The sequence below is a fragment of the Corynebacterium callunae genome (genome assembly GCF_046592015.1).
GTDB classification, from domain to species: Bacteria; Actinomycetota; Actinomycetes; order Mycobacteriales; family Mycobacteriaceae; genus Corynebacterium; species Corynebacterium callunae_A.
Genome location: NZ_JAWVOB010000011.1, coordinates 1 through 23,823, shown reverse-complemented (window position 1 = coordinate 23,823; position 23,823 = coordinate 1). Strand labels below are relative to the sequence as shown.

The window sequence follows — 23,823 nt, the reverse complement described above, 5'->3', positions numbered from 1 at the left end:
GTATTTTTTCCAGCCTGGTTATATCCGTTGAGGAAAATATAGACAATGTAGTCTACTTTAGGGATGACTGAACATAACCCCATCACTTTGCACTGGTTCCTGCCCACCTATGGAGACTCCCGCGGAATTACTGCCGGTGGACACGGATCTGGATTCCTCACCGGCAGCCGTCCCGCAGACCTGGATTACCTCACCCAAATCGCATTAGCCGCAGAACACAATGGCTTTGAATCTGTGCTTACTCCCACTGGCCTGTGGTGTGAGGATGCTTGGATCACCACCGCAGCTCTTATTTCTCGTACCTCAAAACTAAAATTCTTGGTTGCTATTCGCCCTGGTCAGGTAAGCCCCACGATCATTGCCCAGCAGGGTGCCGCCTTCCAAAAATTCTCCGATAATCGTCTGCTAGTTAACGTAGTTGTGGGCGGCGAAGACCATGAACAGCGCGCCTTTGCTGATTATTCTTCCAAGGAAGAGCGCTACCACAAGGCCGATGAGACCTTGGAGATTATCGATCACCTCTGGTCCAGCCCTGAGCCACTGAATTTCCAGGGCGAATTCTTAAGCGTTGATGATGCCGTGCTGAAGGAACAGCCTGAGGTCTCCCCACCGATTTACTTTGGTGGCTCCTCCCAACTGGGCATTGAAATTGCAGCTCGTCGTGCCAATGTGTACCTCACCTGGGGCGAGCCTGCGGAAAAGGTTTCAGAAAAACTCGATCGAGTGCGCGCCGTAGCAGCGCAAAACCAGCGCGAGCTGGACTATGGCATTCGCCTGCATATCATTGCCCGCGAGACCGAGGCAGAAGCCTGGGAGGTAGCCCAGCGTCTGCTTGATCAACTTGATCCGGAAGAGGTTGCGCGCATCCAGGCTGGTTTGGCTCGCTCACAGTCCGAAGGTCAGCGTCGCATGACCGAACTCCACGGTCAGGGCTCTGCTTTTAGCGCTGGTGCCGGTGCCCGCACCCTCGAAATCGCGCCAAATCTGTGGGCTGGTGTGGGGCTTGTGCGCGGTGGCGCTGGAACTGCGCTGGTGGGTTCTTATGAGCAGGTGGCACAAACAATTTTGCGTTATCGAGACATCGGGTTGGACCACTTCATTCTCTCCGGCTACCCACACCTGGAGGAAACCTATCACGTTGGAGAAGGCGTGGTACCTGAGCTGCTCAAACTCGGTGTGGCCGTGAAAAACCACGAGAATCGCCGTTCGGCAAAAGTGGCAACCCCCTTTATCTCCCGATGACCCCGGCGCTTTTCGACGCCGCTCAGCAGGTAGCCTCCCGCTTCACCACAGCGGGCATTAGCGCCGCAGTAGTAGCGCTTAAAGAATCTGGATTATTGGCAGCCCATGTACCGGCCAGGCTGGGCGGACCGGAATTGGCGCTTTCAGAAATCGCAGAAATCACCCGCATCCTGGCAATAGCTGATGGTTCTTTGGCGCAGATCCCTCAAAGCCACTTCACCTTTAGCTGCTGGCTTTTTATGGGCGATCACCCAGACCAAGAAGAACTATGGGCCAAGCGACTTTTGGGTGGTGCCCTTATTGCTAATGCTCAGGCTGAATTTGAACCACTCACGCTGCAGGATGGCCGCCTAAATGGAGTGAAGAAGTGGTGTACCGGATCAACCTGGGCTGATTATCTGGCGGTGACGGTGCGTTCCGATGATCTGGGTGTATTTATTCCTGCCGATGCTCGCGGCGTGCGCATTATTGATGATTGGCGTGGCTTAGGCCAGCAGGGCACCGGTTCTGGAACCATTAAATTTGAACAGGTGGCTGTGGACCTCACCTATAGTCGAGCGCACGCCCTGGCACTGCCGGCTTATGGTGCCTTTGCATACTGCTATTGACGCTGGGATTATGCGTGCTGTGGTGGATGAAACCACCAGGCGCGTGAAATCCGATGATCGGCTGGTGTATTTCCAATCGGGCGAATTAGTGCAGCAGGCCTGGGTTGCAGAAGCAGCACTTGCTCAGGCAGCACGCGGGGTTGATGGGGTAGTGGCAGGTGAGGTAGATGCGCAAGCAGCGGCTTTAGGGGTGGCTGCTGCGAGATCGTGGATCGCTAAAGCAGCGGTGGAGGTGGCCTCTGGAAGATATGAACTCTTAGGCGCTTCTCAAGCCACTCAAGATAGTGGGATGGATATTTTCTGGCGTGATCTGCGTACCCATACCTTGCATGATAAGCGCCGGGAAAAGCTGGAAATCTTGGGCAAAACCGCAATTAGTGGGGAGCTTTCACAGCTTGGAACCAAGATGTAGACCACTTGGTCTAAACATGAAATCGCTTTGAACTGGGTCAATGGGACTTCTTTTCACGTTGGAAGGAATGGTAGGCCAGATCGTAGACTACATGGTCTACTTAGTTCATGACTTCAACACATGTTTCCGTAACCGACCTTCGCACTGTTCTCCGCAACGTGCCCACACCAGTTGCTTTTATCGCTACTCACACCGAAGTGCCTCGCGGCATGGTTGTTGGCACCTTCGTCAGCATTAGCTTGGATCCACCACTCGTGGGAGTATTCCTGCAGAAATCTTCTTCTTCCTGGCCTGAAATTGAGCGCGCTTTAGTGACTGGTCAAGAATTAGGAATTTCCCTGCTCGGTGCTCAGCATGCAGATCAGGTTCGTAAATTAGCTGGCCCTGCTGAGCAGCGTTTTGAAAACCTTGAGTGGTTCGGCACCAGCGGGGGAGCAATTCACCTGCATGGCGCCGATGCTACCTTGACTACCAGGCTTAATGATCTTCAAGATATTGGCGATCACTACTTCGCAGTTTTAGAGGTCGCACATGCAGCAACCGATGCTGATAATTCTTCGGCTTTGGTATTCCACCGCTCCCGCGTGAGCTCGCTTTAGTCCAAGATCCACAAAGCCCTCTGCGGAAAAATTTTTCCGCAGAGGGCTTTAACTATATGTAGCTACTTTCGGCGCAGCCTTCCAAACTTCCGCTGGAAGGCGACGTCGAAAAGCGTGGTTTTTTAAGAATTGCGGGTGTAGTCAACCACGGAGTATTCCTGCAGCTTTGCCAGCTGGTGGACGGACTCAATGTGGCGGATGGTGCCGGACTTGGAACGCATAACCAGGGAACGAGTGGTAGCGCCATTGGCGCGGTAGGAAACGCCGCGCAGCATATCGCCGTTGGTCACACCGGTTGCCACGAAGTAGCAGTTCTCGGAGCGCACGAGGTCATTGGTGTGCAGCACCTTGCCGAGCTCGAGGCCAGCGTCATAAGCCTTCTGGCGCTCAAAATCATTCATTGGAGCCAGGATGCCCTGGATTTCGCCGCCCATGCACTTCATAGCGCAAGCGGTGATAATTCCTTCAGGAGTTCCGCCGGTACCCATCATCATATCCACGGAGTTGGAGTCCTGAGCTGCAGCAACAGCACCTGCAACGTCGCCATCAGAGATCAAACGAACCTTGGCGCCAGCGCGGCGGATATCGGCAATGAGCTCGATGTGGCGAGGACGGTCAAGAACCATGACGGTCACGTCGGAAGGGTTAACGCCCTTGGCCTTAGCCACTGCGTTGATGTTGTGGGAAACAGGAGCTTCGATATCAACCTTGCCAGCAGCGTCGCGGCCGACAGCCAGCTTCTTCATGTAGAACACAGCGGAAGGGTCGTACATGGAACCGCGCTCAGCAGCTGCCAATACGGAAATTGCGTTGGGGCGACCTTCGGCCATCAAGGTGGTGCCATCAACTGGGTCAACAGCGATATCAACCTCAGCGCCGAGGCCGTTTCCTACCTCTTCGCCGTTGTAGAGCATTGGGGCTTCATCTTTTTCGCCTTCGCCGATAACAACGACGCCCTTCATGGCTACAGAGTTAATGAGGCTGCGCATAGCGTCAACAGCGGCGCCGTCACCCTCATTTTTCATTCCGCGACCAACCCAGCGGCCGGAAGCAAGTGCTGCAGCTTCGGTGACGCGCACCAATTCCATGGCGAGGTTACGATCCGGCAATTCGGGGTGCTTAGCGTTCATAAAAAGAGCCTCCTGAGGGCACTGAAGTTGTTCTAGCTGGGCATTTAGCGTCCGATACTGGAGTTAAATTTACCAAGCCGCAAAGGGTTAAAACAGTAAAAAGATGAGTTTGGGTGGCGCGAGCGTAACTTTTGCCAACCACACCTTCCATTGTTGCACTTTTTGCTGTCTGGATATGGTTTTTGGGCACCCAAAAGGGGGGCTTTGGCTTAACTCATTTAAGTCATGCCATACTAACTAGGTGGCTGAGAAACGACCGAAGATATTTGAGGGCAGTAGGGACATCTTCCTCTCGCTCGTAGTTTCTGGAATTATCATGGTCCTGGCGGTGAGTTTCACAGGCATGTGTTCTTTTAATACCGGGACCCCGGAAAATGGGCAGGTGCCTGAGGTCGATGCCTCCACATTTATGTCCATGGAGGCGCGTTCCATGAGTGACCACGCCACCCGTTTGCCGGCGACCCCGGAAGGTTGGGTTACCAACTCCGCACGTCGCACCATGGTTGATGACACCCCAGCTTCAGTGGTGGGATATGTCACCACCGACGGCGGCTATATTCAAATGACTCAAACCGGCGAGAATGTTGCGGACGCCGTTGCAGGTTATGACGATCGCTGGCGAGATCCCGCCTCCACCTATGACCTCAATGGGCAGGAGATTTCCATTTATTCTTCTACCGAGGATGAGGTGCGAGATCTTCGCGTCATGGATTTGGGTGATGAACGCGTCATCGTTACAGGTGCTGCCACCGATGAAGAATTTAACGAGCTACTCACTGCAGTCGCCGAATCTGATCCGCTGCCTACAAACTAAAAAATGCTTTTCGACGTGCACCTGCCTCAGCACCTGAGGCAGGTGCTTTTTTCGGCGTTATGTTCGAGGACTTCACAAACTTGGAAAGCCCATGTCCTGGGCGCCCACTAGGGTGTTCAACTATGACATCCCACATCTCTTCAGACCGCATTATTGACCGCAGCCGCGGCGTGTTATTAGGCCAGCTTATTGGCGATAGCTTGGGAAGTTTGGTGGAGTTTCAAACAGCTTTCGAAATCACGAAGGTATATCCAGCTGGGGTTCGTGACTTGGCAGCCGGTGGACCTTTTAATTTGGACGCCGGTCAGCCCACCGATGATTCCGAAATGGCGCTAACTCTGGCTCGTAGTTTGCGGGCTGTGGGAGATTACGATCCGCTGGAGGTGCATGAATCCTATGTGGAATGGGCACTTTCTGAGCCTTTTGATATTGGGCAAACCACCTTCTCCGCACTGCGACGTGATGAGCTCTCGATGGAATCACAAGCAAATGGGGCATTGATGCGCGTTTCTCCCATTGCCATTGCCTTTGCCGGTGATCCGCTAGGAGCGTCCCGGGCAGCACTACTGGATGCTGCGATGACCCACCCCAACACCATTTGTCTAGAAATTAATGCGCTTTTTGCAGGTGTACTTTCTGAGGCAATTACCTCAGAGTGGGATGCTGCCCGCACCTTTGCGGAGTTTGAAAACCGCGCTACGCCTGATTTAGCAGAGCTCATCAGTGTGGCCAAGGAAGTGCCTCCCACTGACTTTATGACGCACCAAGGTTGGGTAAAGATTGCCTTCCACAATGCTCTCTTTGAACTCGCCAACGGCGAAAGCTTTGAAGAGTCTTTGGTTCGTACAGTGGGTCGTGGAGGAGATACTGATACCAATGCGGCCATTGCCGGCGCCTTGCTCGGTGGGATTTATGGACTCTCCGCTATGAATCGAGAATGGGTTGGTACTGTGCTTTCCTGCAGGCCAGATGCAGATTCCCGTCGGCCTCGTCCTGAGCAGTACTGGCCTGGGGATGCAATTGAGCTTGCGGATAGCCTTTTAGCATTAGAAAAACCTAATTTCTAAAGCCCTGCGCATTCTTGGAGTTTGCCCTAAAATGGTGTTTCTAGCTGGGGTTAGAAGCAGTTTCGAGGCGTTCTGGATTTCGCCCTCATTTTGATAGTGGGGGTAAGGGGGAGCAAATTCAGAAGATTTGCTCAAAATATGGCGCTCAGTATTTCCTAGTGATAATTTAATACATGATTTCTAAAGGACACCGCTTTGCTTGTTGGCTGAATTTGGAGCTCTTTGATTCATTTTGGGTCTCAAGGGAAAGAAATAAGGACCTTTTTATGGCTAAAACTCAGCTATTATCTGCCCGCTGGTTAACCAGAGCATTCACCTCACTATTTCTAGTGGTGGTTTTTGTCCTCGCTCAGGTAATGCCAGGAATTGGTTTATTAACTCCACCTGCAGCTAATGCGCAAACTGGCGCAAGTTGTCACTATCGCGTCAGTGGTTACCTCGATACCTCACTGTGCTGGATCGAATTAACCACTATTAATAAAACCAGTGCCGGTGCAGCTAACGGACAGAGGGTTACGATCCAGATTGATAGCACCCACACCATGAGCTTCACGGTGAAATACAATCAGGGAAATACTTTTCCTGGCAGCATCATCGGCAATGTGATCACCAAGGCGCTTCCCCTGTGGAGTGGTGGCGTTATGGGAAACACCATTAATGGCACCACCTATTACAAGGCTCCAACGGGAGTGCCGGCGTCTACTCCAATGGCCTTTTATTCATCTGGCATTTCGGGCACCAACCAGGTAAATCCCCAGGTTGAGCTGCGCGATATTGTAGTGAGAAATTCTAGTGGCTTTTCCCCAAGCTTCGGCATGGTGATCGCTGATGCAGAGTCAACAAACTCAGGTGAAAATATCACCATGCTTTCCGATACTGGAGTTTCTGTACTCGGAAAGTTCACACCTTCTGGTTATACGGCTCCTTGCGCGAATAATGGCCCATCAACGGTAACCGGTACCGGTGGTTCAGCAGGCGTTGCAATGAGCGGTTTGCGCTGTAATGGTATCGCCGGAAATGTTGGCATGCTCTTGGGACAGTCCACCAATCCAACCAATATCAAAGTGGAACTTAATTCACCTACTGGTGGTCTCCAGGGAGTTTCCTTCGCAGTATTGATGGGTGGAGCCAAAGGTACGGTTGCAACCGATCAGAAAGCTGATCAAGGTTTGACCACCAAGACTAATTTCAACATGGAAATGGCTATTGGCGGTGTAGCTCTTGGTTCCACTGTTACTACCACCGGAACTGCGGTTTCTTCTACTTCGGGAACATTCCTTCTGGATTCCACCAGAAAAACGGTGACCTTTAAATCCACGCCAACTACTAACGTATCCACCGCATGGTTGCGGTATACTCCAACGTGGACTTGCACAGTCACTGGATCAACTGGCACAACTGTCTCGCGGACCCCGACCATTACGCAAGTGGGGAATACCTCACAGGCCGGTGTGACAGTCAATGCTGGTGAAACCGCCAATTGTGATGTTCTCTGGGTAAGTAAGTTTGACCTAAATGCCACACTTGATCTGGGCAAATTTGTCATCGGTAGTGCTTCCACTTACAGTCCGCCTGCGGGAACGGCCTATACCTTGGCTTATGTTTGTACCCCACCTACTGGATTCGCAGCTGCATATCCTGGATACACCGCTTTGACCGGCAGTGTTTCTGTCACTGATAACCAGCGCAAGACCGTTTCTGGCCTGCCTGTCGGCGCAAGCTGTGTGATCACCGAAACTTCTCCCTATACGGATAGAAGCACCAGCCTTGTTACTGGTTGGACTACTGCAACCACCAAGCCGACTACCACAACGGCGGCTGCTTCCCACACCGTAACTTTGGTCAGCGGTACCAATAGCGTTGCTGCCGTCAACCAGTACACCCCTGTAATGGGAGACTTGATAGTAACCAAACAAATCACCGGTACTGCGCGTAGTCAATTCCGCACCACCGCATTCCAAATTGAGTACCGTTGCCAAGACGATACTGCTGGCGTGTGGAAGCCAGTTAACCTCCCGGCCGTGGGCAGTGATGATACTGAAACGATCACCCTCAGTGGGGTTATTCCAGTGGGTAGAAATTGCCAGATTCGTGAGGTTAATCCGCCCACTGCAGCAAATACCAGCGCTGCCACAATCCAAGCAACCGTGGGAACCGGCACTGCTACCACCGTGACCGCTGGGCAATCGACTGCCTTCACCGTGCCAGTACCAACCACTGTGGGCGTTAAATCCTCCCAGCAGATTAAGTACGTCAATAAGTATGACTGGAACTCCGTTGCTGTGAGCCTGGCTAGCTCCAAGTTGGGTACCGCGCGTGACCTCTACACTGGCGATTTTGGCTATGACGTTGTCTGTACCCTCAATGGTGCCAATTCCTACCAAGGGATTGTGACTATTCCTGCAGCAAGTGTGGGCACGGGCTACTCCCTGACTAACTCCCAGGTCACTCCAACTGGTGCTGGCACCGGTAACCCTCAAACCTTCCAGGCTCCTCCGGGATCCTTGTGCAAGGTTACTTTGAGGGCCCCTGCGAGCACTGCAATTGCAGCACTTGCGCCAACCGGTGGACCTTCTACCATTAACCGTGAGCCCTATACCTATTTCTTGGACAACAACGGAAATACCCGCGTATCTACCTCCGGTACAGCTGCAGATGGATCCACCAATATGACTACTAATGGAGTAAGCCTCAATGGCAGCACCATTAACGTCGGCGGGACAGTAGGAGATGCTTGGAAGACTCACTCCTATAGCTTCGTGGTTCCTGCACCTGTGGATTCTCCAACGGCTCCGGTCTACCGGGTTTCTGCAGCTCATGTCTACAACCTGGATGCCCGAGATGTGATCGTAAACAAGGTTGTCCAGCCGGAAAGTGTTGATGCGGGCAATTTCAACTTCACCTATACCTGCGGGCCAGCAAATAACCCCAGTGCATCCGGAACTGCCACCATCGCTGACGGTGAGAACTTCACCATCAAGCAGGTTCCAGTCAATTCCAGCTGTTCAGTGTCTGAGGATCTTGGTGATAACCAAGCAGGACCAATTACCTCTTGGGCAACAGGAGCACCAGGAGCTAATCCAGCCACTGCGCTGCCAGGTGAAATTGTGGCAACTACTGACGGCCCTGCCTCTCGCACCACCTTTAGCGTGCCAACGACTGCAGTTAGTGACACCACCACTACCGCCTGGCAGGTAACTGCCACCAACCGTTATGCCGTAATTGATGTGGAAAAGACCATCACTGGTGGCGGGGTATCCAGTGGGCAAAATACTCCACTTGATACGGCGGTGTTGGGCACAGACCAAACATCTATGACCATCACCTATACCGTGACAAACAATGGACCATTTGCTTTTAAGGAGTTTGTACTTTCCGATCCAAGTCTGCAGGGCTACACCCTTACCACAGTAAATGGACAACCAGTCACGCTTGGCACTGATGGTCGTCTAAACGGACTGAACTGTGCTCAAACTACTTCACTGGAACCCGGCGCAAGTATTACCTGCCAGGTTATCGCACAGCTAGAAGCAGATACTGCGGTTAATTACCGAGGAGCTGTGAATGTCATCGGTTATGTTGATGCAGCTGCTGGTCGTGGACTCCAAGCAACAGATGAAGATACCTTCGGTGCGCTCCGAATGCCTGCTGCAGTGTTCGGCCTACCAATAACTGGTGGCTTGGGTGTCTGGGGCATCCTCGGTGGAGGTGCCATCCTGCTGCTACTCGGTGGCCTTGGATACTTCTGGATGAAGAAGCGCGATAGCGATAGCTAACTCCTAAAACACGAGGAGAAAATACAAAGAGGGCGACAATAACTGTCGCCCTCTTTTTCCTATTAAATGGTTGCCTTATTCTCCAGCAGCGGAGTTAAGTGCTTGCTCAACGCGCTTGGAAGCGCCAGCAAGGTGTTCTTCGCAGCGCTTAGCCAAAGCCTCGCCACGTTCCCAGTACTTCAAAGATTCATCAAGGCCCATCTGGCCAAGTTCGAGGATCTTGACAATCTCCACCAATTCATCGCGGGCGCGCTCATAGGACAGGGTTTCTACCGGCTCAAAGGCAGTTGCTCCGGTGCCAGCTCCGATTACATTAGGGTTGCTCATGGTTTTAGTCTCCTTATAAAAGTGTCTTAGTTGGCGGGCTGGGTGCCCATGCTTGCAGCAGTAATGGATCCATCGGCAACGCGGATGCGCAACTGGCTGCCAGGTGGGGATTGTTCAATGCTGGTCACAACCTCTGCTTCGCTACCATCTCGGGGAATTACCTGGACCACGGCATATCCACGGGCCAAGGTGGCTGAAGGCCCCAGCGCAGAAACCTGAGCTCTTAAAGCGGTAACCCAGGCCTGTTCGGTGCGCAGCAGATGGGTAATATCGCGGCGCATCAAGTTGCGGGCGCGCTCAACTTCTTCTTGGCGGCGCACAATCGGTGAGAGGGGATCGGCCAATACAGGTCGGGAACGCAATGCCGAAAGGGCTTGGTGTTCGCGCAGTACCCAACCACGCAGCGCTGCAGCAGAGCGTTCACGTAGCTGTGCAATAAGCAGGCGTTGCTCGGCCACATCGGGAACTACTCGCTTGGCAGCATCGGTGGGGGTAGCAGCGCGCAGATCAGCTACGTTGTCCAGAACTGGGGTATCGGGTTCATGGCCAATGGCTGATACCACGGGGGTATGTGCAGCGGCCACCGCACGCTGCAGGGCTTCCTCAGAGAAGGGGAGGAGATCCTCAACTGAGCCACCGCCACGAGCAATGATGATCACATCTACTTCGGGGTCATTGTCTAGTACTCCGAGAGCTTCAATAATTTCAGGTACTGCCGTGGCACCCTGAACGGCAGTGTTAATCACGTGGAACTGCACTTCTGGCCAACGATCTTTGGCCACACTGAGAACGTCCCTTTCAGCTGCTGATCCGCGTCCGGTAATCAAGCCAATACGATGGGGCAAAAAGGGCAAGGCCTTCTTGCGGGAGACGTCGAAAAGCCCCTCGGCGGCCAGCCGTTTGCGCAGCTCCTCGATGCGGGCAAGCAGTTCACCGATGCCCACCGGCCTAATATCAGTGACCCACAGGGAAAAGGTGCCGCGGCCGGCATAAAATGCCGGCTTGCCGTAGACGATGACGCGGTCGCCATCTTTGAGGGGCGTGGGGCGGTTCCTGATAATTTCGGTGGGGCAGGTCAGCTGTACCGAGACCTCTTGTTCCACATCTCTTAGGGTGAGATAGGAGAGTTTCCAATTGGGCTTCACATTGATTTGGGCCAATTGCCCCTCAACCCACAGATGGCCGAGTCTTTCGATCCAGCTTTTGACCTGATTATTTACTTCGCGTACGGGCCAGGGTGTTTCTGGTGTTGATTTAGCAGACGGCACAGCCTTGTGACCCTCCTTAATTTCCTTGCATAAAAGTGAATTCCCCCGCCTTTGGTGGGGTGGTTGACTTACCAGTCTAGGTGTTTGGGGTAAACCTTGGATACGCTGGGAGGTATGAGCTCACCTGTAATTAGCCCAGAAATTAAGACTGGAAAGAAGATCCTGCTGGCAGCCCCTCGCGGATACTGCGCCGGCGTGGATCGTGCCGTAGAAACTGTCGAGCGAGCGCTGGAAGAATATGGCGCTCCTGTTTATGTTCGTAAAGAGATCGTCCACAACCGTTATGTCGTAGATACCCTGGCAGAAAAGGGTGCCATCTTTGTTGATCAGGCATCTGATGCGCCAGAGGGTGCGAACATGGTGTTCTCTGCTCACGGCGTGAGCCCTGCAGTCCACGCTGAGGCTGCAGCCAAAAATATTAAGGCCATCGACGCCGCCTGCCCGCTGGTTACCAAGGTGCACAATGAGGTTAAGCGCTTTGATAAGCAAGGCTTCCACATTCTCTTCATCGGCCACCAAGGCCACGAAGAGGTGGAGGGAACCATGGGCCACTCCATCGAAAAGACCCACTTGGTTGATGGCGTAGCTGGTATTGATACCCTGCCTGAATTCCTCGCAGATGAGCCTAACTTGATCTGGCTCTCCCAGACCACCTTGTCGGTGGATGAGACCATGGAGATCGTGAAGGAGCTTAAGGCTAAGTACCCACAGCTGCAGGATCCTCCATCCGATGACATTTGTTATGCCACCCAGAACCGTCAGGTTGCAGTCAAGGCCATTGCCGAGCGCTGCGAGCTGATGATTGTGGTCGGTTCCAAGAACTCCTCCAACTCCGTTCGCCTGGTTGAGGTAGCCAAGCAAAATGGCGCCGACAACGCCTACCTGGTGGATTATGCCCGCGAAATCGATCCCGCTTGGTTCGAAGGCGTGGAGACCATCGGCATTTCTTCTGGTGCTTCCGTGCCTGAGATCCTGGTCCAGGGCGTAGTAGAGCGCCTCGCCGAGTTCGGCTACGACGACGTTGAGGAAGTCACCTCAGCAGCCGAGAAGATCGTCTTCGCCTTGCCTCGCGTTTTGCGCCACAAAGACTAAGCAAAAAGTCCCGCTTTTAAGCAGGACTTTTTCTAGCTATAAAGGTCGTCGTCTAGTGATCCACGGCGTCTAGGTGCTTGTCGACGTTCCCCTGCCTCAGGGCGTTGCGGTTGTTCACGGGGGCTCAACGTTTGCTGAGGCTGAACACGTGGCTTGGGGGCCACGACTGGACCTGGAGTAGGCGTAAAAGGAACTCCACGGGCAGCTTGTCGCTGTGCCACCTCTTGACGGCGCTGCTGGCTCTTGAGGATCAATTCATCAACAGTGACCTGCGTGCCGTCAGCGGCACCTTGAGCCCGTCGGCTGCGCACTCGGGTGGTTTGTGCTCGCGCGCGCCGGGCTGCCTTGGTATTAGCCTGATCTGCTTCTCTTTGTGCTCGACGAGTGCGCTCTTCTGTGGACTGCAGCTGCTGCTGATTTTTGCGCAAAAGTCGGATGCGAACGATCGCAATAATCGCGGCAACGGCGGTGACCAGCATCAAGGTGGGGAAAAACTGGGCTAGGGGATAAATCGCAGCCAGAATTTCAGTGGTCGATACACCGGGGGAATTACCGCTGGGTCCTTGTTGGGAGACAAACCAGGAAGTAAGGGGCGTAAAAATTCCAAACAAGATGGGAACGGAGGCCACCGTAATAAAAAGACCGCGGGCCTCGACCAACAAGGTGATGATGAGCGTGGCGATGATAAAAATCACCTGGTAAGGAGTGCCAATTTCGCCAAGTAGAAGGCTTAGGAGCAGTCCCGTAACAAGGGAAGCAAAAACCACTGCAGGTCCAGACCAGGTGGGCAATCCCACAAAGGGGGCATGCGATGTTGATCTGGAGCTTTTTCTCGGCGAAACGGATCCATGTGACACGTCTGATCACTTTACCGGTCAGGCGCTAAAAACCAGAGTTACCGCTCTTAATTTAAGATTAATCATTTATTTCGGCGTAGTTTATCGAAGGCTTGGGTGGTGATATTGCGTGCTGTGGAGAGTCGTTTTTTCAATGCGCTGCGGCGCAGTTCATCAAAATCAACCTCGGAGCGATCTCTTTCCACAAAGTCGGGCACGCTTAAATCATTGGCCTCAGCATGGGCAATGAGATGTTGGTAGTGGCGCTCGCGGAAAATTCCACCTTCGGCCTCCATATGACGGCCAGCTAATTGACCATAGGGGCTTTGATAATGCAGATCATCGGCAGATTTTTCACCGGCGCGTAGGGAAGTCATGTCCTGGAAATAACGGAAAGCCACCGCGATCATTGCAGCTACTGGAACCGCCAAGAAGGCACCAACAATTCCAAAGAGTGTGCCACCCACGGTTACCGACAACAACACAATGACCGGGTGCAGATTCATGGCCTTGGACTGCAACAGCGGGGAGAGAATATTTCCTTCAATCTGCTGCACCGCCACCACCAAAATCAGCACAAAGATTGCCTTGGTAAAACCGAGGGATACCAATGCCACCAGCACCGCGAGAGCGCCAGCGGTAAACGCACCAATGATCGGGATGAATCCGGCTACGAAGGTGATAACAGACAGTGCCAACGCCATTGGCACGCCAATGACCAAGAGTCCCAAACCGATAAAAACGGCATCAACTGCAGAAACCAAGGCCTGCGCACGCACAAATCCAGAAAGTGTTTTCCATGCGCGGGTGAGCAGTTCAGTGAGGTGCCAGCCAGAGGTTTCACCGACGATATGTCGGGCCCAGGGGAGGAACCGATGGCCGTCTTTAAGGAAGAAGAAGGTTAAGACCATCACCACACCTAAGGTGACAACCACGCTGGTGGCCATGCCGAGGCCGGAGAAAATTTCACCAGCAATGGCACCAGCTTGGTTTTGCATCCAGGTAGCTATCTCATTGAAGAAACTGTTGAGATCTTCAGAATTGAGGTTAAGCGGTGGACCTTGCAGCCACAGCTGGACGCTCAGGATACCTTCAAAGGCTTGGAAATAAAGGGCCTGGGATTGTCTGCCGATGCTTGGTGCAATCACCCAAAAAACCGCGCCGATGGCGGCAAAAAAGATACCGATGGTCAAAAATGCGGCAATTGCACTAGGGACTCCGTGTTGGCGCAGCCATTTATTAGGTGAGGACAACACCGTGCACAAAATCAGAGCCAGCGTAACTGGCAGGACTCCTTGCCAAAATTGGCCGAGGGTCCACCAACTGACATAGGCTGCAGCAGCAATGAACAGAATCCGCAGGCACCACATGGACAGGCTTCTGATGTAATCCGCGATGACAATTGACCTATCGATGCGGTCGATCGTGGAGTAGTTGCCCTCAGACTCCATGGGGTGAGCGGTTTTTCCTGACGCTTCTCCAGGCGTGCCAGTTATGGGGTTGTCTTTGCCTTGGCCGACAACACTTTCAAGTTCCTCTGGGAATTCATCCATCCTTGCCACAATTATCCATTCTGCCTGCAAAACATCGACAAAGGGAGAGACACTCCCAGAAGTGAAATTCTGGAAGTGTCTTTAGTCTATCTAGTGGCGATGGAATTCCTGATCAATGAGGACCTCATCGGTGGCATATGTGGAGGTGCCGAAGTCTCCAACGCTCTCATCAGGGGAACGTCTGAGGGCAATTGTGCTTAAGACCAATCCGCCCCAGATGATGAGGATAAACAACACCATCATGATAATTGCGGTAGTACTCATTACTTGGACTTCCCTTCGCTATCAAAGGCGACAACAGGATCATTGGATGCCCAACGGCGTGGGCGGTGCAACACGCGACGGAATTCAGGCTCCACACCGAAGTCAGAGCCGGGAGGGCCATCAACGAGGGTGCCCTGAGGCCATGGGATAAGCGGTCCGACGATAGCCAGAACCACAATGAGACCAATGACGCCCCAGCCATAAAGGCCATTTTGGAGCAGGGTGTATCCGCCATAAGGCTCATCAACCAGGGTGATTAACTCTTGGAGGAGGTTGTATCCCAGCACCAAGGTGGTGACGTTAACAACGCAGATACGCCACACGGTGTTGACCTTAAAGGAGGAGATTGCGTTGAGGTGGAGTGAGAACTCGTCAATACGGCGATAGATCCAATCAATGACAACCACAGCGATCAAGGCGATAGCCACGATGCCGATGTTGTTGGTGAACTTATCCATAATGTCCAAGGTGGCTAGACCAGAGGTGGTGGAGAAAAGGCCCAGGGACAAAACGGCCATGACTACACCGACGCTAATCGCTGCGCCCTTGCGGCTCATATTGAACTTATCTTTCACCGCAGAGATAACCACTTCCAAAAGTGAGAAGAGGGAAGTGAAACCTGCCAGGGTCAAGGTGGTGAAGAAAAGGAAACCGAAGAGCACACCAAAAGGCATTTGGTTGATGATCGTTGGGAAGGCTACGAAAGCCAGGCCGATGCCGGAGGTAGCGACCTCATCAACACCCACACCAGCGTTCTGAGCCATAAAGCCCAATGCGGCAAAGACACCGATACCTGCCAACACCTCGAAGGAAGAGTTAGCAAAGCCAGTGACCAAGCCAGTACCAGTGAGGTTGGTACGAGGCTTGAGATAGGAGGAGTAGGTCAGCATAATGCCGAAACCTACGGATAGAGAGAAGAAGATCTGGCCATAGGCGGCGATCCATACGGTGGGATCTTTAAGAGCTTCCCAGTTTGGGGTGAAGAGTGCATCAAGGCCAGCGGCTGCTCCAGGAAGGAACACTGCCTGGATAACCACAATGATGAAGATGATGACCAACACCGGCATGAAGATCATGTTGGCGCGGCCGATGCCCTTATCCACACCCACTGCGAGCACTGCAATGGCAGCAATCCAGACGATGAAAAGGGCGATGGCGATCTGCGGGACAATATCTAAGGAGAAAACAGCAGTTTCATCAAATTGCAGGAAGTCACTGAAGAAGTAGGTATCTGGATCAGAACCCCATGCCTTAGTGAAGGATTTCACGGCATAAAGACCAGCCCAGCCGATAATTGCCGCATAGTAAATGGTGATAAAGAAGGCGATTCCGACTTGGATCCAACCAATAGCTTCGGTTTGTTTTTTAAAACGCCGAAAAGCAAGGGGCGCTGAGCCCCGGTAACGGTGGCCGAGTGCGAAGTCCAAAAAGAGCAGCGGGATACCCGCAGTCAAAAGCGCAATCAAATAGGGGATGAGGAATGCTCCGCCGCCGTTGTCGTAGGCGACGTAGGGGAAACGCCAGATGTTTCCCAGGCCGACGGCGGAACCGATTGCCGCCAGAATAAAGACGGATCGGGAAGAGAAAACTTCGCGACGCTCAGCCTTTTGTGGAGTTGACATGTCAGGGTCTCCAGTCATACAACAGGAATATTAAAGTGCCCTTAGCGCGGAGCAATCCTTTATTGGGTTTGCGTCCTAACATTCCTTATCTCTTCCTATGGGTGGGGGAGAGGTGAGGCTATGGGATTTATTGGTTTAGATGAAATTAGCACATGGGTGTTTTGAATCACTATCTATCTATATGATCGGCGATTAAGTGGGGGTATTTAGCGCATTTAAGGCAGCCACCTTTTAGTAAATCCGCTCCGGTTGCTAGGATTGGTGGCCGTGACCCTTACTCTTGGAATTGTCGGTTTGCCCAACGTTGGCAAGTCCACCCTGTTCAACGCTCTTACCCGCAACGATGTTCTGGCAGCGAACTACCCCTTCGCTACCATCGAGCCAAACGTGGGACTTGTGGAACTTCCCGATGCGCGTCTAGGACGCCTCGCTGAAATCTTCGGCTCCGAGCGTATCCTGCCTGCCACTGTGTCCTTTGTTGACATCGCTGGCATCGTTAAGGGAGCTTCCGAAGGTGAAGGCATGGGTAACGCATTCCTTGCCAATATCCGTGAAGCAGACGCCATCTGCCAGGTTGTGCGCGCCTTTGCTGATGAAAACGTGATCCACGTTGATGGTGAAGTAAACCCAGCTGAAGATATCTCCGTTATTAATACTGAGCTGATCCTGGCTGATCTGCAGACCGTGGAAAAGGCATTGCCTCGCCTGGAGAAGGACGTCCGCAAAGATAAGAGCCTGGCTGATGTGGTGACCGAGGTGAAGAAAGTACAGGAAATCCTCAGCGATGACCGCACGCTCTTCTCTGCAGCTAAGGCTGGTGAAGTGGACCTTTCCCTCGTCCGCGACCTGCACCTGATGACGGCAAAGCCTTTCCTCTATGTCTTCAACTCCGACGAAGCTGTGCTTACCGACGAAAAGAAGAAGGAGGAGCTACGCGCTTTGGTAGCTCCAGCTGACTGTGTGTTCCTTGATGCTCAAACTGAAACTGAGCTTCTGGAACTTGATGAAGAAGATGCCGCAGAGCTTTTGGAAGCTGTGGGACAGACCGAGCCAGGCCTGCACTCTTTGGCACGTGCTGGTTTTGAGACCCTTGGTCTGCAGACCTACCTCACCGCAGGACCAAAGGAATCCCGTGCATGGACCATCCGCAAGGGTGATACTGCACCTCAGGCTGCTGGTGTGATCCACAGCGATTTCGAGCGTGGCTTCATTAAGGCTGAGATTGTGTCTTTTGTTGATCTCGATGCAGCAGGTTCCATGGCTGAAGCTAAGGCTCAGGGCAAGGTCCGCCAAGAAGGTAAGGACTACATCATGGCTGATGGCGATGTGGTGGAGTTTAAGTTTAACGTTTAAGTTTTTTGGCCTAATCGCCCTCAGTTCCTTGGGAACTGAGGGCGATTTGCTCGTTAATTACTAGCGGTGCGCGTGAAGATGTGCCTGTTCGCCGTCATGATCAAAAATGGTAAGAATCTCTGCCTGGCCTTGATGAGCTTCCAAAAGGTGGGGAGTCATCGTAGAAAATTCCACGGCTTGGCCTGGCGTTACCATGATTGTCCGGGTTCCCAAAGTGAGTTTAATAATGCCGCTGAGTACGGTAAACCATTCATAACCTGGGTGTACCGCGGGCTCAAAAGCAGGGCGGTCCTCAGTGATACGCATCTTGCCGATGGTGACTCCGCGTCGGTCACGTTCTCGGGAGAGTAGCCAGAATGTGGTTCCATCGATCATCTCTGGTTCGGGGCGAATTACCACGTCCTCATCACCTTCAGGTTCGACAAGCTGATCAAGTGTAGTCCCGAGTGCTTTGGCGATGGCCACTAATTGTTCGAGCGCGATTCTTTGGTGGCCGGTTTCAATCCTGCTTAGTGTTGACGCAGAAATGAAGCACCGCCCCGCGAGTGTTTCAAGTGTCCAATTGCGAGCTAGCCTTAAGCCACGGATCCGCTGTCGGACGATAGTTTCGGTGTCTTTTTGCATCATATGCAAGAGTGTATGCGTTTGATGGGATAGTTGCCTAAAGTCACTGTTATGACACAACACCAGCACCACTCTGAAAAAGAGCCTTGGCATAATCTCCCAGCGGGCTTTGCGGACTTCCTTGAACTTGAGGCACGCCTTAACGCACCACTGCGCAACTCCGCTTTGAGCCTTTCAGCAGCTGCACTTTCTTCCCAACCCCAACACATCGTTGATCTGGGATCAGGAACCGGAGCTAATGCAATCGCACTGGCTAAGCGATTCCCTGACGCTCAAGTCCATGCTTTAGATGTATCCGCAGAACTGCTTGAGCGCGTGGAACAAGCTGCACTAGAAGCAGGCGTCAATGATCGGGTAAAAACTCACCACGCAGACCTTAATGAAAAATGGGCTGCGTATCTCCCAACCGATGTGGATCTTGTGTGGGCAGCGCTAGCGATGCACCACCTCCAAGATTCGGCCAAAGTAATCGCCCAGATTTTCCAGTCTCTGCGCCCAGGTGGCGTCTTTGCGCTGATTGAAATGTCGGGAGAAACCCGATTTGAGCCCCAGGAACTCCAGAATTTAATGCCGAGCGCCCCAACACATCACCTCACCGACTGGAAGAAGTTGCTGGAGGAGGCGGGTTTTTCCGTGGTTCACCAAAAGGAGCAAGACTTCATTGCCCAAGCTTCCACTCCAGATGGAAGTGGCTATGTGGAAAGGCACATGCGCGGGCGTGGAATAGAACTTGAGGAACATATATCCAAACAAGAGGTTTCGTTTCGGTCTGGCAGGACGGTGTGGGTTGCCGTTCGCCCGAACGAGGAGGGCGGCGTCGATAAGCAAAAAACCATCACCGCTGATGTGGCCGTAATTGGTGGCGGTCCGGCAGGGCTGACGGCGGCGGTTGCATTGGCGCGTTCGCGCCGCAATGTAGTGGTAATTGATGCTGGTTTGCCACGCAACGCCCCTGCTCAGGGGGCTCATAATGTGTTGGGAAATGAGGGAATTTCGCCTTTGGAACTGTTGGCTAAGGGCCGTAAAGAAGCAGAATCCTATGGCGTGAAGTTTATTATGGGGCAAGTTTCCCAGCTCAGCGGGGAGATCGATAATTTTGAGGTGCAAGTTGGTGCGGGGGACTACCGTATCAATGCGCGCCGGATCATTCTTGCCACCGGGTTGGTTGATGATTTGCCCAAGATTCCGGGTGTGGAAGCAGGCTGGGGAGAATCTGTGCTGCACTGCCCGTTCTGCCACGGATGGGAGGTGCGGGATCGGAAAATTGCGATCTGTACCCGTGATGAAATTGCTATCCACCAGGTTCTGCTTTTTGGACAGTTGAGTGATAAAGTCACTGTCTTTTTACATGATGCGCCGGAACCAACCGCGGAACAGCTAGAGCAATTAGCTGCGCTCAATATTCCGCTGGTGCGCACCAAGGTTGAGCAATTGCTTATGGATGGTACTCAGGTTCGTGCGGTTCAGCTAGAAAGCGGGGAGACCTTTGAAGCTGATGCAGTTGTGGTGGTTCCGCGCTTTAATTCCCGCACTGACCTCTATGAATCGCTAGGGGGAACTGCGCAGGAGCTTCCATTTGGGTGCCATATTCCGGTAGATCCACGCGGGATGACTCCGATCGCTGGGGTGTGGGCTGCGGGAAATGCCGGAGACCCCATGGCTACAGTTTCTGTTTCAGCTGCTGCAGGTGTTAGTACCGGCGCAGCTGTCCATGGTGACCTGGCTTTTGCTGACCTTAATTGTGCGGTGGAAAAGAATCGGGTGCATTCTCATTAAGAATTAACTTGCAATATCCGTCCTTTAAGGGTGGGTCTTTCCGGTGATAGCAGTAAGAAGACCTTGCTCCAAATGTGCTTTTGGAGATATGTAAAATCAGGAATGCCACATATTAAAGAAAGTAGGGAAATCATGCATTATGTCGTTTTACAGGTAGTTCTTAAAGAAAAGCTCATCGGAACCGGTTCCGGTAACTTGACCGCGTTGGAAAGTACTATCAACCAGCAAGCGGCAAAGGGGTATCGCCTACACACGATTTCAACTACTAGCAGTGGCAGTAAGGGCCTCATCGGCGGTGACCGCATCCAGGCAACTTTGGTGTTTGAAAGCCTTACCTAGAGTAAATTCAGCCTCTTCGCACGCATAGCCATAAAGTAGATCAAAGGGGACTCGAACACGAACACCATTGATGCTAATAGAGTACGCCGAGCAGTTCTCATCGTTGCGACCCTCAACTTTGGCTATTTCTTTGTCGAGTTCACCATTGCTCTGGCTGCTAATTCAGTATCACTACTGGCAGATAGTGTTGATTTCCTTGAAGATACCTCTATCAACCTGCTGATTTTTATCGCATTGGGGTGGACTCTGGCTAAACGTGCACTCGTGGGCAAAGTCATGGCAGTGGTGATTATAGGTCCTGCAGTTATAGCTGGCTGGGAAGCGGTGCAACGTTTTAGCAATCCACAAACCCCGGAAGTAGCTGCGGTCATTCTCGCGTCGCTAGGCGCAATTGTGGTTAATGGCACCTGCGCAGTCATTATCTCCCGGGTAAGAAAACACAGCGGTTCTTTGGGGAGTGCCGCATTTTTGTCGGCTCGCAATGACGTGCTGATCAACGCTGCCATCATTGCCATGGCATTGATCACTGCATTAACCGGGTCCGGTTGGCCAGACTTAATCCTCGGTGTGTTTGTCATTTTGCTTGCTTTGCACTCAGCCCATGAGGTGTGGGAGGTTAGTGAGGAAGAACGCCTGGCCTCCAAGGCCTTGGCTGGCGAAGCACTAGACTAGCAAAAAGCTAAAGGGCCTAAAGCATCAGTTTTTCGTCGAAAAGCAGCTATTGAAGGAGGAGTGCGCAGGTGGGGTCGCCGGAGAATATTTTGCTGCAGCTAGCTCCGGAAAATGAGGAGCAGATCAACCAGATCTATACGCAGCTGGCTGAGCAGGGTTTTCCGGCGCAGCAGCAAACTCCGCACATAACTGTCACTTTTTCTACGCAGATGCCAGAGCCCGTGGTGCAGCGCGCAGCAGAACTTCTGCCAGCGTTGCTGCCTGCGGATTTTCTCCGGGTGGGCACGGTGGTTTTTGGCACCAAACGCAAACAAACCGTGGCCTGGTTGCTGGAAACCACGGAGGAATTAGAAGCAGCTGCCCGCGAGATCAGCGCGTTAAATCCAGATGGGCGCGGCCTGCGCTGGACTCCACACCTGACCATGGGTCTGCGGCTACCACGGGAAATGGTGGGAGACTATATTATTGCGCTGGACCAAGCGACCTCCTCGCACTTTAAGCAGATGAGTGCAACGCAGGCGGTGCTATGGCAGCCGGGGCAACAACGCTTGACAATATTGTCCTAAAAACCGCTTTTTAGATGTAGTTTTAAGGTATGTCTGGCACGCCCAACACCCGAAAATCCCCGCAGCCGCCACACGCTCAACCACCCAAAGCTCAGCCCCACGCAAAGCCCCAAAAGTGGATGAACTTGCTGCCGGGTATTGCGGTGATGCGCAGCTATCGAATGTCGTGGTTACGCGGTGATGTGCTGGCTGGTGTAACAGTAGCTGCATATTTGGTACCTCAGGTGATGGCCTATGCAGTTATCGCGGGGCTGCCGCCAGTGGTTGGACTGTGGGCTGTGTTGGCGCCGATGGCTATATATTTCTTCCTCGGCACCTCCCGCAAACTATCCATCGGGCCGGAATCAACCACCGCGCTGATGACGGCCGCCGGAGTGGGCGCGCTGGTCGGGGCAGCAGGAACCGATCCAGCCAGCACTCAAAGGTACGCCGAGGTCGCAGCCCTATTAGCAATTGCAACCGGCATAGTCTGCCTTTTTGCAGCCATCAGTCGCCTTGGATTTGTCAGCCGACTCCTCTCGCGGCCTGTGCTTATTGGCTATCTCATTGGTATTGCGCTGCTCATGATCATCAGCCAATTGTCCAAAGTGACCAAGGTGCACCCCCAAGGCGCAAATACCTACCAAGAGCTCCGCTCCTTTGCCGCACAGCTTTCCCACATCCACCTGCCCACGCTCATCTTTGCAAGCCTCATCCTGGCAGCTCTTTTTGCGGGCCGAAAATTCTTCCCACACATTCCCTCAGCACTGGGTGTGCTTCTACTAGCGGCAATCGCGGTCACCACACTAAACCTGCAAAATTACGGCATCGAGGTCATTGGCGAGGTACCTGAGGGCTTGCCTCAACCGCAGCTGCCTCACCTCGGAGATCTGCAGTTGTGGTCACTTTTCCCCTATGCGATCGGTATTGCCATTGTCGGTTTTTCCGACAATATTCTTACTGCCCGTGCCTTCGTGGCAGAAGAAGATGAGCCCATTAATCCCAATCAAGAGCTCCTCGCACTGGGAGCCGCGAATATTGCCAATGGATTTTTCCAGGGTTTTCCGGTTTCTTCCAGCGGTTCGCGCACGGTGCTAGGTGTTGCTGCCGGCGCGCGTTCACAGGTGCATTCCCTGGTGGTCATCGCGCTGATGGTGCTGGTGCTGCTTTTTGCAGGCCCCATTTTGCAGACGTTTCCGCAGGCAGCGCTTGGCGTCTTGGTCATTTTTGCTGCCAGCCAACTCATTGACATTAAAGAGGTGCGTCGAATAGCGCGGTTTAGGCGCAGTGAACTGGTGCTTACCCTGCTCACCGCAGCTGCCGTGGTGGTTTTGGGGGTTCTTTATGGCATTGGCGTGGCCATCGCGCTCTCCATTTTGGACCTCATTCGGCGTATTACCAGACCTAACGCCGACGTCCTGGGCTTCGTGCCGGGAATTCCGGGCATGCACAGTATGGACGATTATCCCAACGCCACCTCGGTGCCGGGGCTCGTGGTTTTCCGCTACGATTCGCCCTTCTTTTTTGCCAATGCCGAGGATTTTTATACCCGCGCGCTGGAAGCTGTGGACGCCACACCGCAGCCAGTGCACTGGTTTTTGCTCAACGCGGAGGCCAACACGGAAATTGACCTGACCGCCGTCGATGCTCTGGAAAAACTCCGCAAGACCCTGCATGAGCGGGGCATTCGCTTCACCATGGCGCGGGTAAAAATGGAACTGGCCCAGCAATTAGCGCCCACCGGCTTTTTGGAACACGTGGGCAAAGATTATATTTTTGCCACCCTGCCCACCGCCGTTGCTGCCTATGAGCAGGCCTTTCCCCAAAAATAACGCTTTTCGACGCACCCCTGCAGGTGCCACTTGAGCCCCGTAACCGGAGGCTACGGGGCTCAAGGATGTTGG

General features: G+C 53.1%; 22 protein-coding genes. 14 read left to right on the top strand and 8 right to left on the bottom strand.

Annotated elements, in window-relative coordinates; genetic code table 11:
• The first annotated feature begins 63 nt into the window (after positions 1-63).
• From SFC07_RS11630 to SFC07_RS11615, 4 genes are all read left to right on the top strand, one after another.
• Positions 64-1,242, top strand: a complete 1,179-nt coding sequence (locus SFC07_RS11630; RefSeq protein WP_411208432.1) for an LLM class flavin-dependent oxidoreductase — start codon at positions 64-66, stop codon at positions 1,240-1,242.
• Positions 1,239-1,850, top strand: a complete 612-nt coding sequence (locus SFC07_RS11625) for an acyl-CoA dehydrogenase family protein (RefSeq protein ID WP_411208431.1) — start codon at positions 1,239-1,241, stop codon at positions 1,848-1,850. Before SFC07_RS11630 ends, SFC07_RS11625 begins: the two co-directional genes overlap by 4 nt.
• Complete coding sequence (locus tag SFC07_RS11620) at positions 1,834-2,262, top strand: hypothetical protein (RefSeq protein WP_411208430.1); 429 nt, start codon at positions 1,834-1,836, stop codon at positions 2,260-2,262. Before SFC07_RS11625 ends, SFC07_RS11620 begins: the two co-directional genes overlap by 17 nt.
• A gap of 107 nt (positions 2,263-2,369) precedes the next feature.
• Positions 2,370-2,861, top strand: a complete 492-nt coding sequence (locus SFC07_RS11615) for a flavin reductase family protein (RefSeq protein WP_411208429.1) — start codon at positions 2,370-2,372, stop codon at positions 2,859-2,861.
• Positions 2,862-2,983: 122 nt separating this feature from the next.
• On the opposite strand, the gene glpX is transcribed toward SFC07_RS11615, so the two are convergent.
• Entirely contained in the window at positions 2,984-3,991 is a 1,008-nt protein-coding gene (glpX, locus tag SFC07_RS11610) for a class II fructose-bisphosphatase (RefSeq protein WP_411208428.1), read from the bottom strand.
• A 241-nt stretch (positions 3,992-4,232) separates the two neighbouring features.
• On the opposite strand from glpX, the gene SFC07_RS11605 reads away from it, so the two are divergent.
• From SFC07_RS11605 to SFC07_RS11595, 3 genes are all read left to right on the top strand, one after another.
• Positions 4,233-4,805, top strand: a complete 573-nt coding sequence (locus SFC07_RS11605; RefSeq protein WP_411208427.1) for a DUF4245 domain-containing protein — start codon at positions 4,233-4,235, stop codon at positions 4,803-4,805.
• Positions 4,806-4,927: 122 nt separating this feature from the next.
• Complete coding sequence (locus tag SFC07_RS11600) at positions 4,928-5,872, top strand: ADP-ribosylglycohydrolase family protein (RefSeq protein WP_411208426.1); 945 nt, start codon at positions 4,928-4,930, stop codon at positions 5,870-5,872.
• Positions 5,873-6,138: 266 nt separating this feature from the next.
• The gene (locus SFC07_RS11595; RefSeq protein ID WP_411208425.1) at positions 6,139-9,648 is read left to right on the top strand and encodes a DUF5979 domain-containing protein; all 3,510 of its coding nucleotides are present in this window, start codon (positions 6,139-6,141) and stop codon (positions 9,646-9,648) included.
• A 75-nt stretch (positions 9,649-9,723) separates the two neighbouring features.
• Here SFC07_RS11595 and SFC07_RS11590 read toward each other — a convergent pair whose 3' ends face one another.
• Both SFC07_RS11590 and xseA read right to left on the bottom strand, forming a co-directional pair.
• Positions 9,724-9,975, bottom strand: coding sequence for an exodeoxyribonuclease VII small subunit (locus tag SFC07_RS11590; RefSeq protein WP_411208424.1), 252 nt, complete (start codon positions 9,973-9,975; stop codon positions 9,724-9,726).
• A gap of 26 nt (positions 9,976-10,001) precedes the next feature.
• A complete protein-coding gene (xseA, locus tag SFC07_RS11585) occupies positions 10,002-11,243 on the bottom strand; it encodes an exodeoxyribonuclease VII large subunit (protein WP_411208423.1) in 1,242 nt (413 codons plus the stop codon).
• 114 nt (positions 11,244-11,357) lie between these two features.
• Here xseA and SFC07_RS11580 point away from each other — a divergent pair, with 114 nt between their 5' ends.
• Positions 11,358-12,335, top strand: coding sequence for a 4-hydroxy-3-methylbut-2-enyl diphosphate reductase (locus SFC07_RS11580; RefSeq protein ID WP_411208422.1), 978 nt, complete (start codon positions 11,358-11,360; stop codon positions 12,333-12,335).
• A gap of 32 nt (positions 12,336-12,367) precedes the next feature.
• On the opposite strand, the gene SFC07_RS11575 is transcribed toward SFC07_RS11580, so the two are convergent.
• The 4 genes from SFC07_RS11575 to SFC07_RS11560 all read right to left on the bottom strand — a co-directional run bounded on the left by SFC07_RS11575 (position 12,368) and on the right by SFC07_RS11560 (position 16,610).
• Positions 12,368-13,192 carry a DUF6542 domain-containing protein gene (locus SFC07_RS11575; RefSeq protein ID WP_411208421.1) on the bottom strand — a complete coding sequence of 275 codons (825 nt, stop codon included), beginning with the start codon at positions 13,190-13,192 and terminating at the stop codon, positions 12,368-12,370.
• Positions 13,193-13,254: 62 nt separating this feature from the next.
• Positions 13,255-14,724, bottom strand: a complete 1,470-nt coding sequence (locus SFC07_RS11570; RefSeq protein WP_411208547.1) for an AI-2E family transporter — start codon at positions 14,722-14,724, stop codon at positions 13,255-13,257.
• Between the two features lie 90 nt (positions 14,725-14,814).
• Positions 14,815-14,988 (bottom strand): methionine/alanine import NSS transporter subunit MetS, encoded by a 174-nt coding sequence (metS, locus tag SFC07_RS11565; RefSeq protein WP_411208420.1) that lies wholly within the window; start codon positions 14,986-14,988, stop codon positions 14,815-14,817.
• Positions 14,988-16,610 (bottom strand): sodium-dependent transporter, encoded by a 1,623-nt coding sequence (locus tag SFC07_RS11560; RefSeq protein WP_411208419.1) that lies wholly within the window; start codon positions 16,608-16,610, stop codon positions 14,988-14,990. The genes metS and SFC07_RS11560 overlap by 1 nt, the downstream gene beginning before the upstream one ends.
• Before the next feature lie 267 nt (positions 16,611-16,877).
• Here SFC07_RS11560 and ychF point away from each other — a divergent pair, with 267 nt between their 5' ends.
• Positions 16,878-17,963: a redox-regulated ATPase YchF gene (gene ychF, locus SFC07_RS11555; RefSeq protein ID WP_411208418.1), complete on the top strand. Its 1,086-nt coding sequence runs from the start codon at positions 16,878-16,880 to the stop codon at positions 17,961-17,963.
• Between the two features lie 60 nt (positions 17,964-18,023).
• Here the strand turns inward: ychF and SFC07_RS11550 are convergent, their stop codons facing one another.
• Positions 18,024-18,590: a helix-turn-helix domain-containing protein gene (locus tag SFC07_RS11550; RefSeq protein WP_411208417.1), complete on the bottom strand. Its 567-nt coding sequence runs from the start codon at positions 18,588-18,590 to the stop codon at positions 18,024-18,026.
• A 48-nt stretch (positions 18,591-18,638) separates the two neighbouring features.
• Between SFC07_RS11550 and SFC07_RS11545 the strand changes: the two genes are divergently transcribed.
• From SFC07_RS11545 to SFC07_RS11525, 5 genes are all read left to right on the top strand, one after another.
• On the top strand, positions 18,639-20,363 hold the full coding sequence (locus SFC07_RS11545; protein ID WP_411208416.1) for an FAD-dependent oxidoreductase: 1,725 nt from the start codon (positions 18,639-18,641) through the stop codon (positions 20,361-20,363).
• Between the two features lie 132 nt (positions 20,364-20,495).
• Positions 20,496-20,702: a DUF4177 domain-containing protein gene (locus tag SFC07_RS11540; protein WP_411208415.1), complete on the top strand. Its 207-nt coding sequence runs from the start codon at positions 20,496-20,498 to the stop codon at positions 20,700-20,702.
• 39 nt (positions 20,703-20,741) lie between these two features.
• The gene (locus SFC07_RS11535; RefSeq protein WP_411208546.1) at positions 20,742-21,374 is read left to right on the top strand and encodes a cation transporter; all 633 of its coding nucleotides are present in this window, start codon (positions 20,742-20,744) and stop codon (positions 21,372-21,374) included.
• Between the two features lie 68 nt (positions 21,375-21,442).
• Complete coding sequence (locus SFC07_RS11530; protein WP_411208414.1) at positions 21,443-21,940, top strand: 2'-5' RNA ligase family protein; 498 nt, start codon at positions 21,443-21,445, stop codon at positions 21,938-21,940.
• 119 nt (positions 21,941-22,059) lie between these two features.
• The gene (locus SFC07_RS11525) at positions 22,060-23,751 is read left to right on the top strand and encodes a SulP family inorganic anion transporter (protein WP_411208544.1); all 1,692 of its coding nucleotides are present in this window, start codon (positions 22,060-22,062) and stop codon (positions 23,749-23,751) included.
• Positions 23,752-23,823 lie beyond the last annotated feature (72 nt).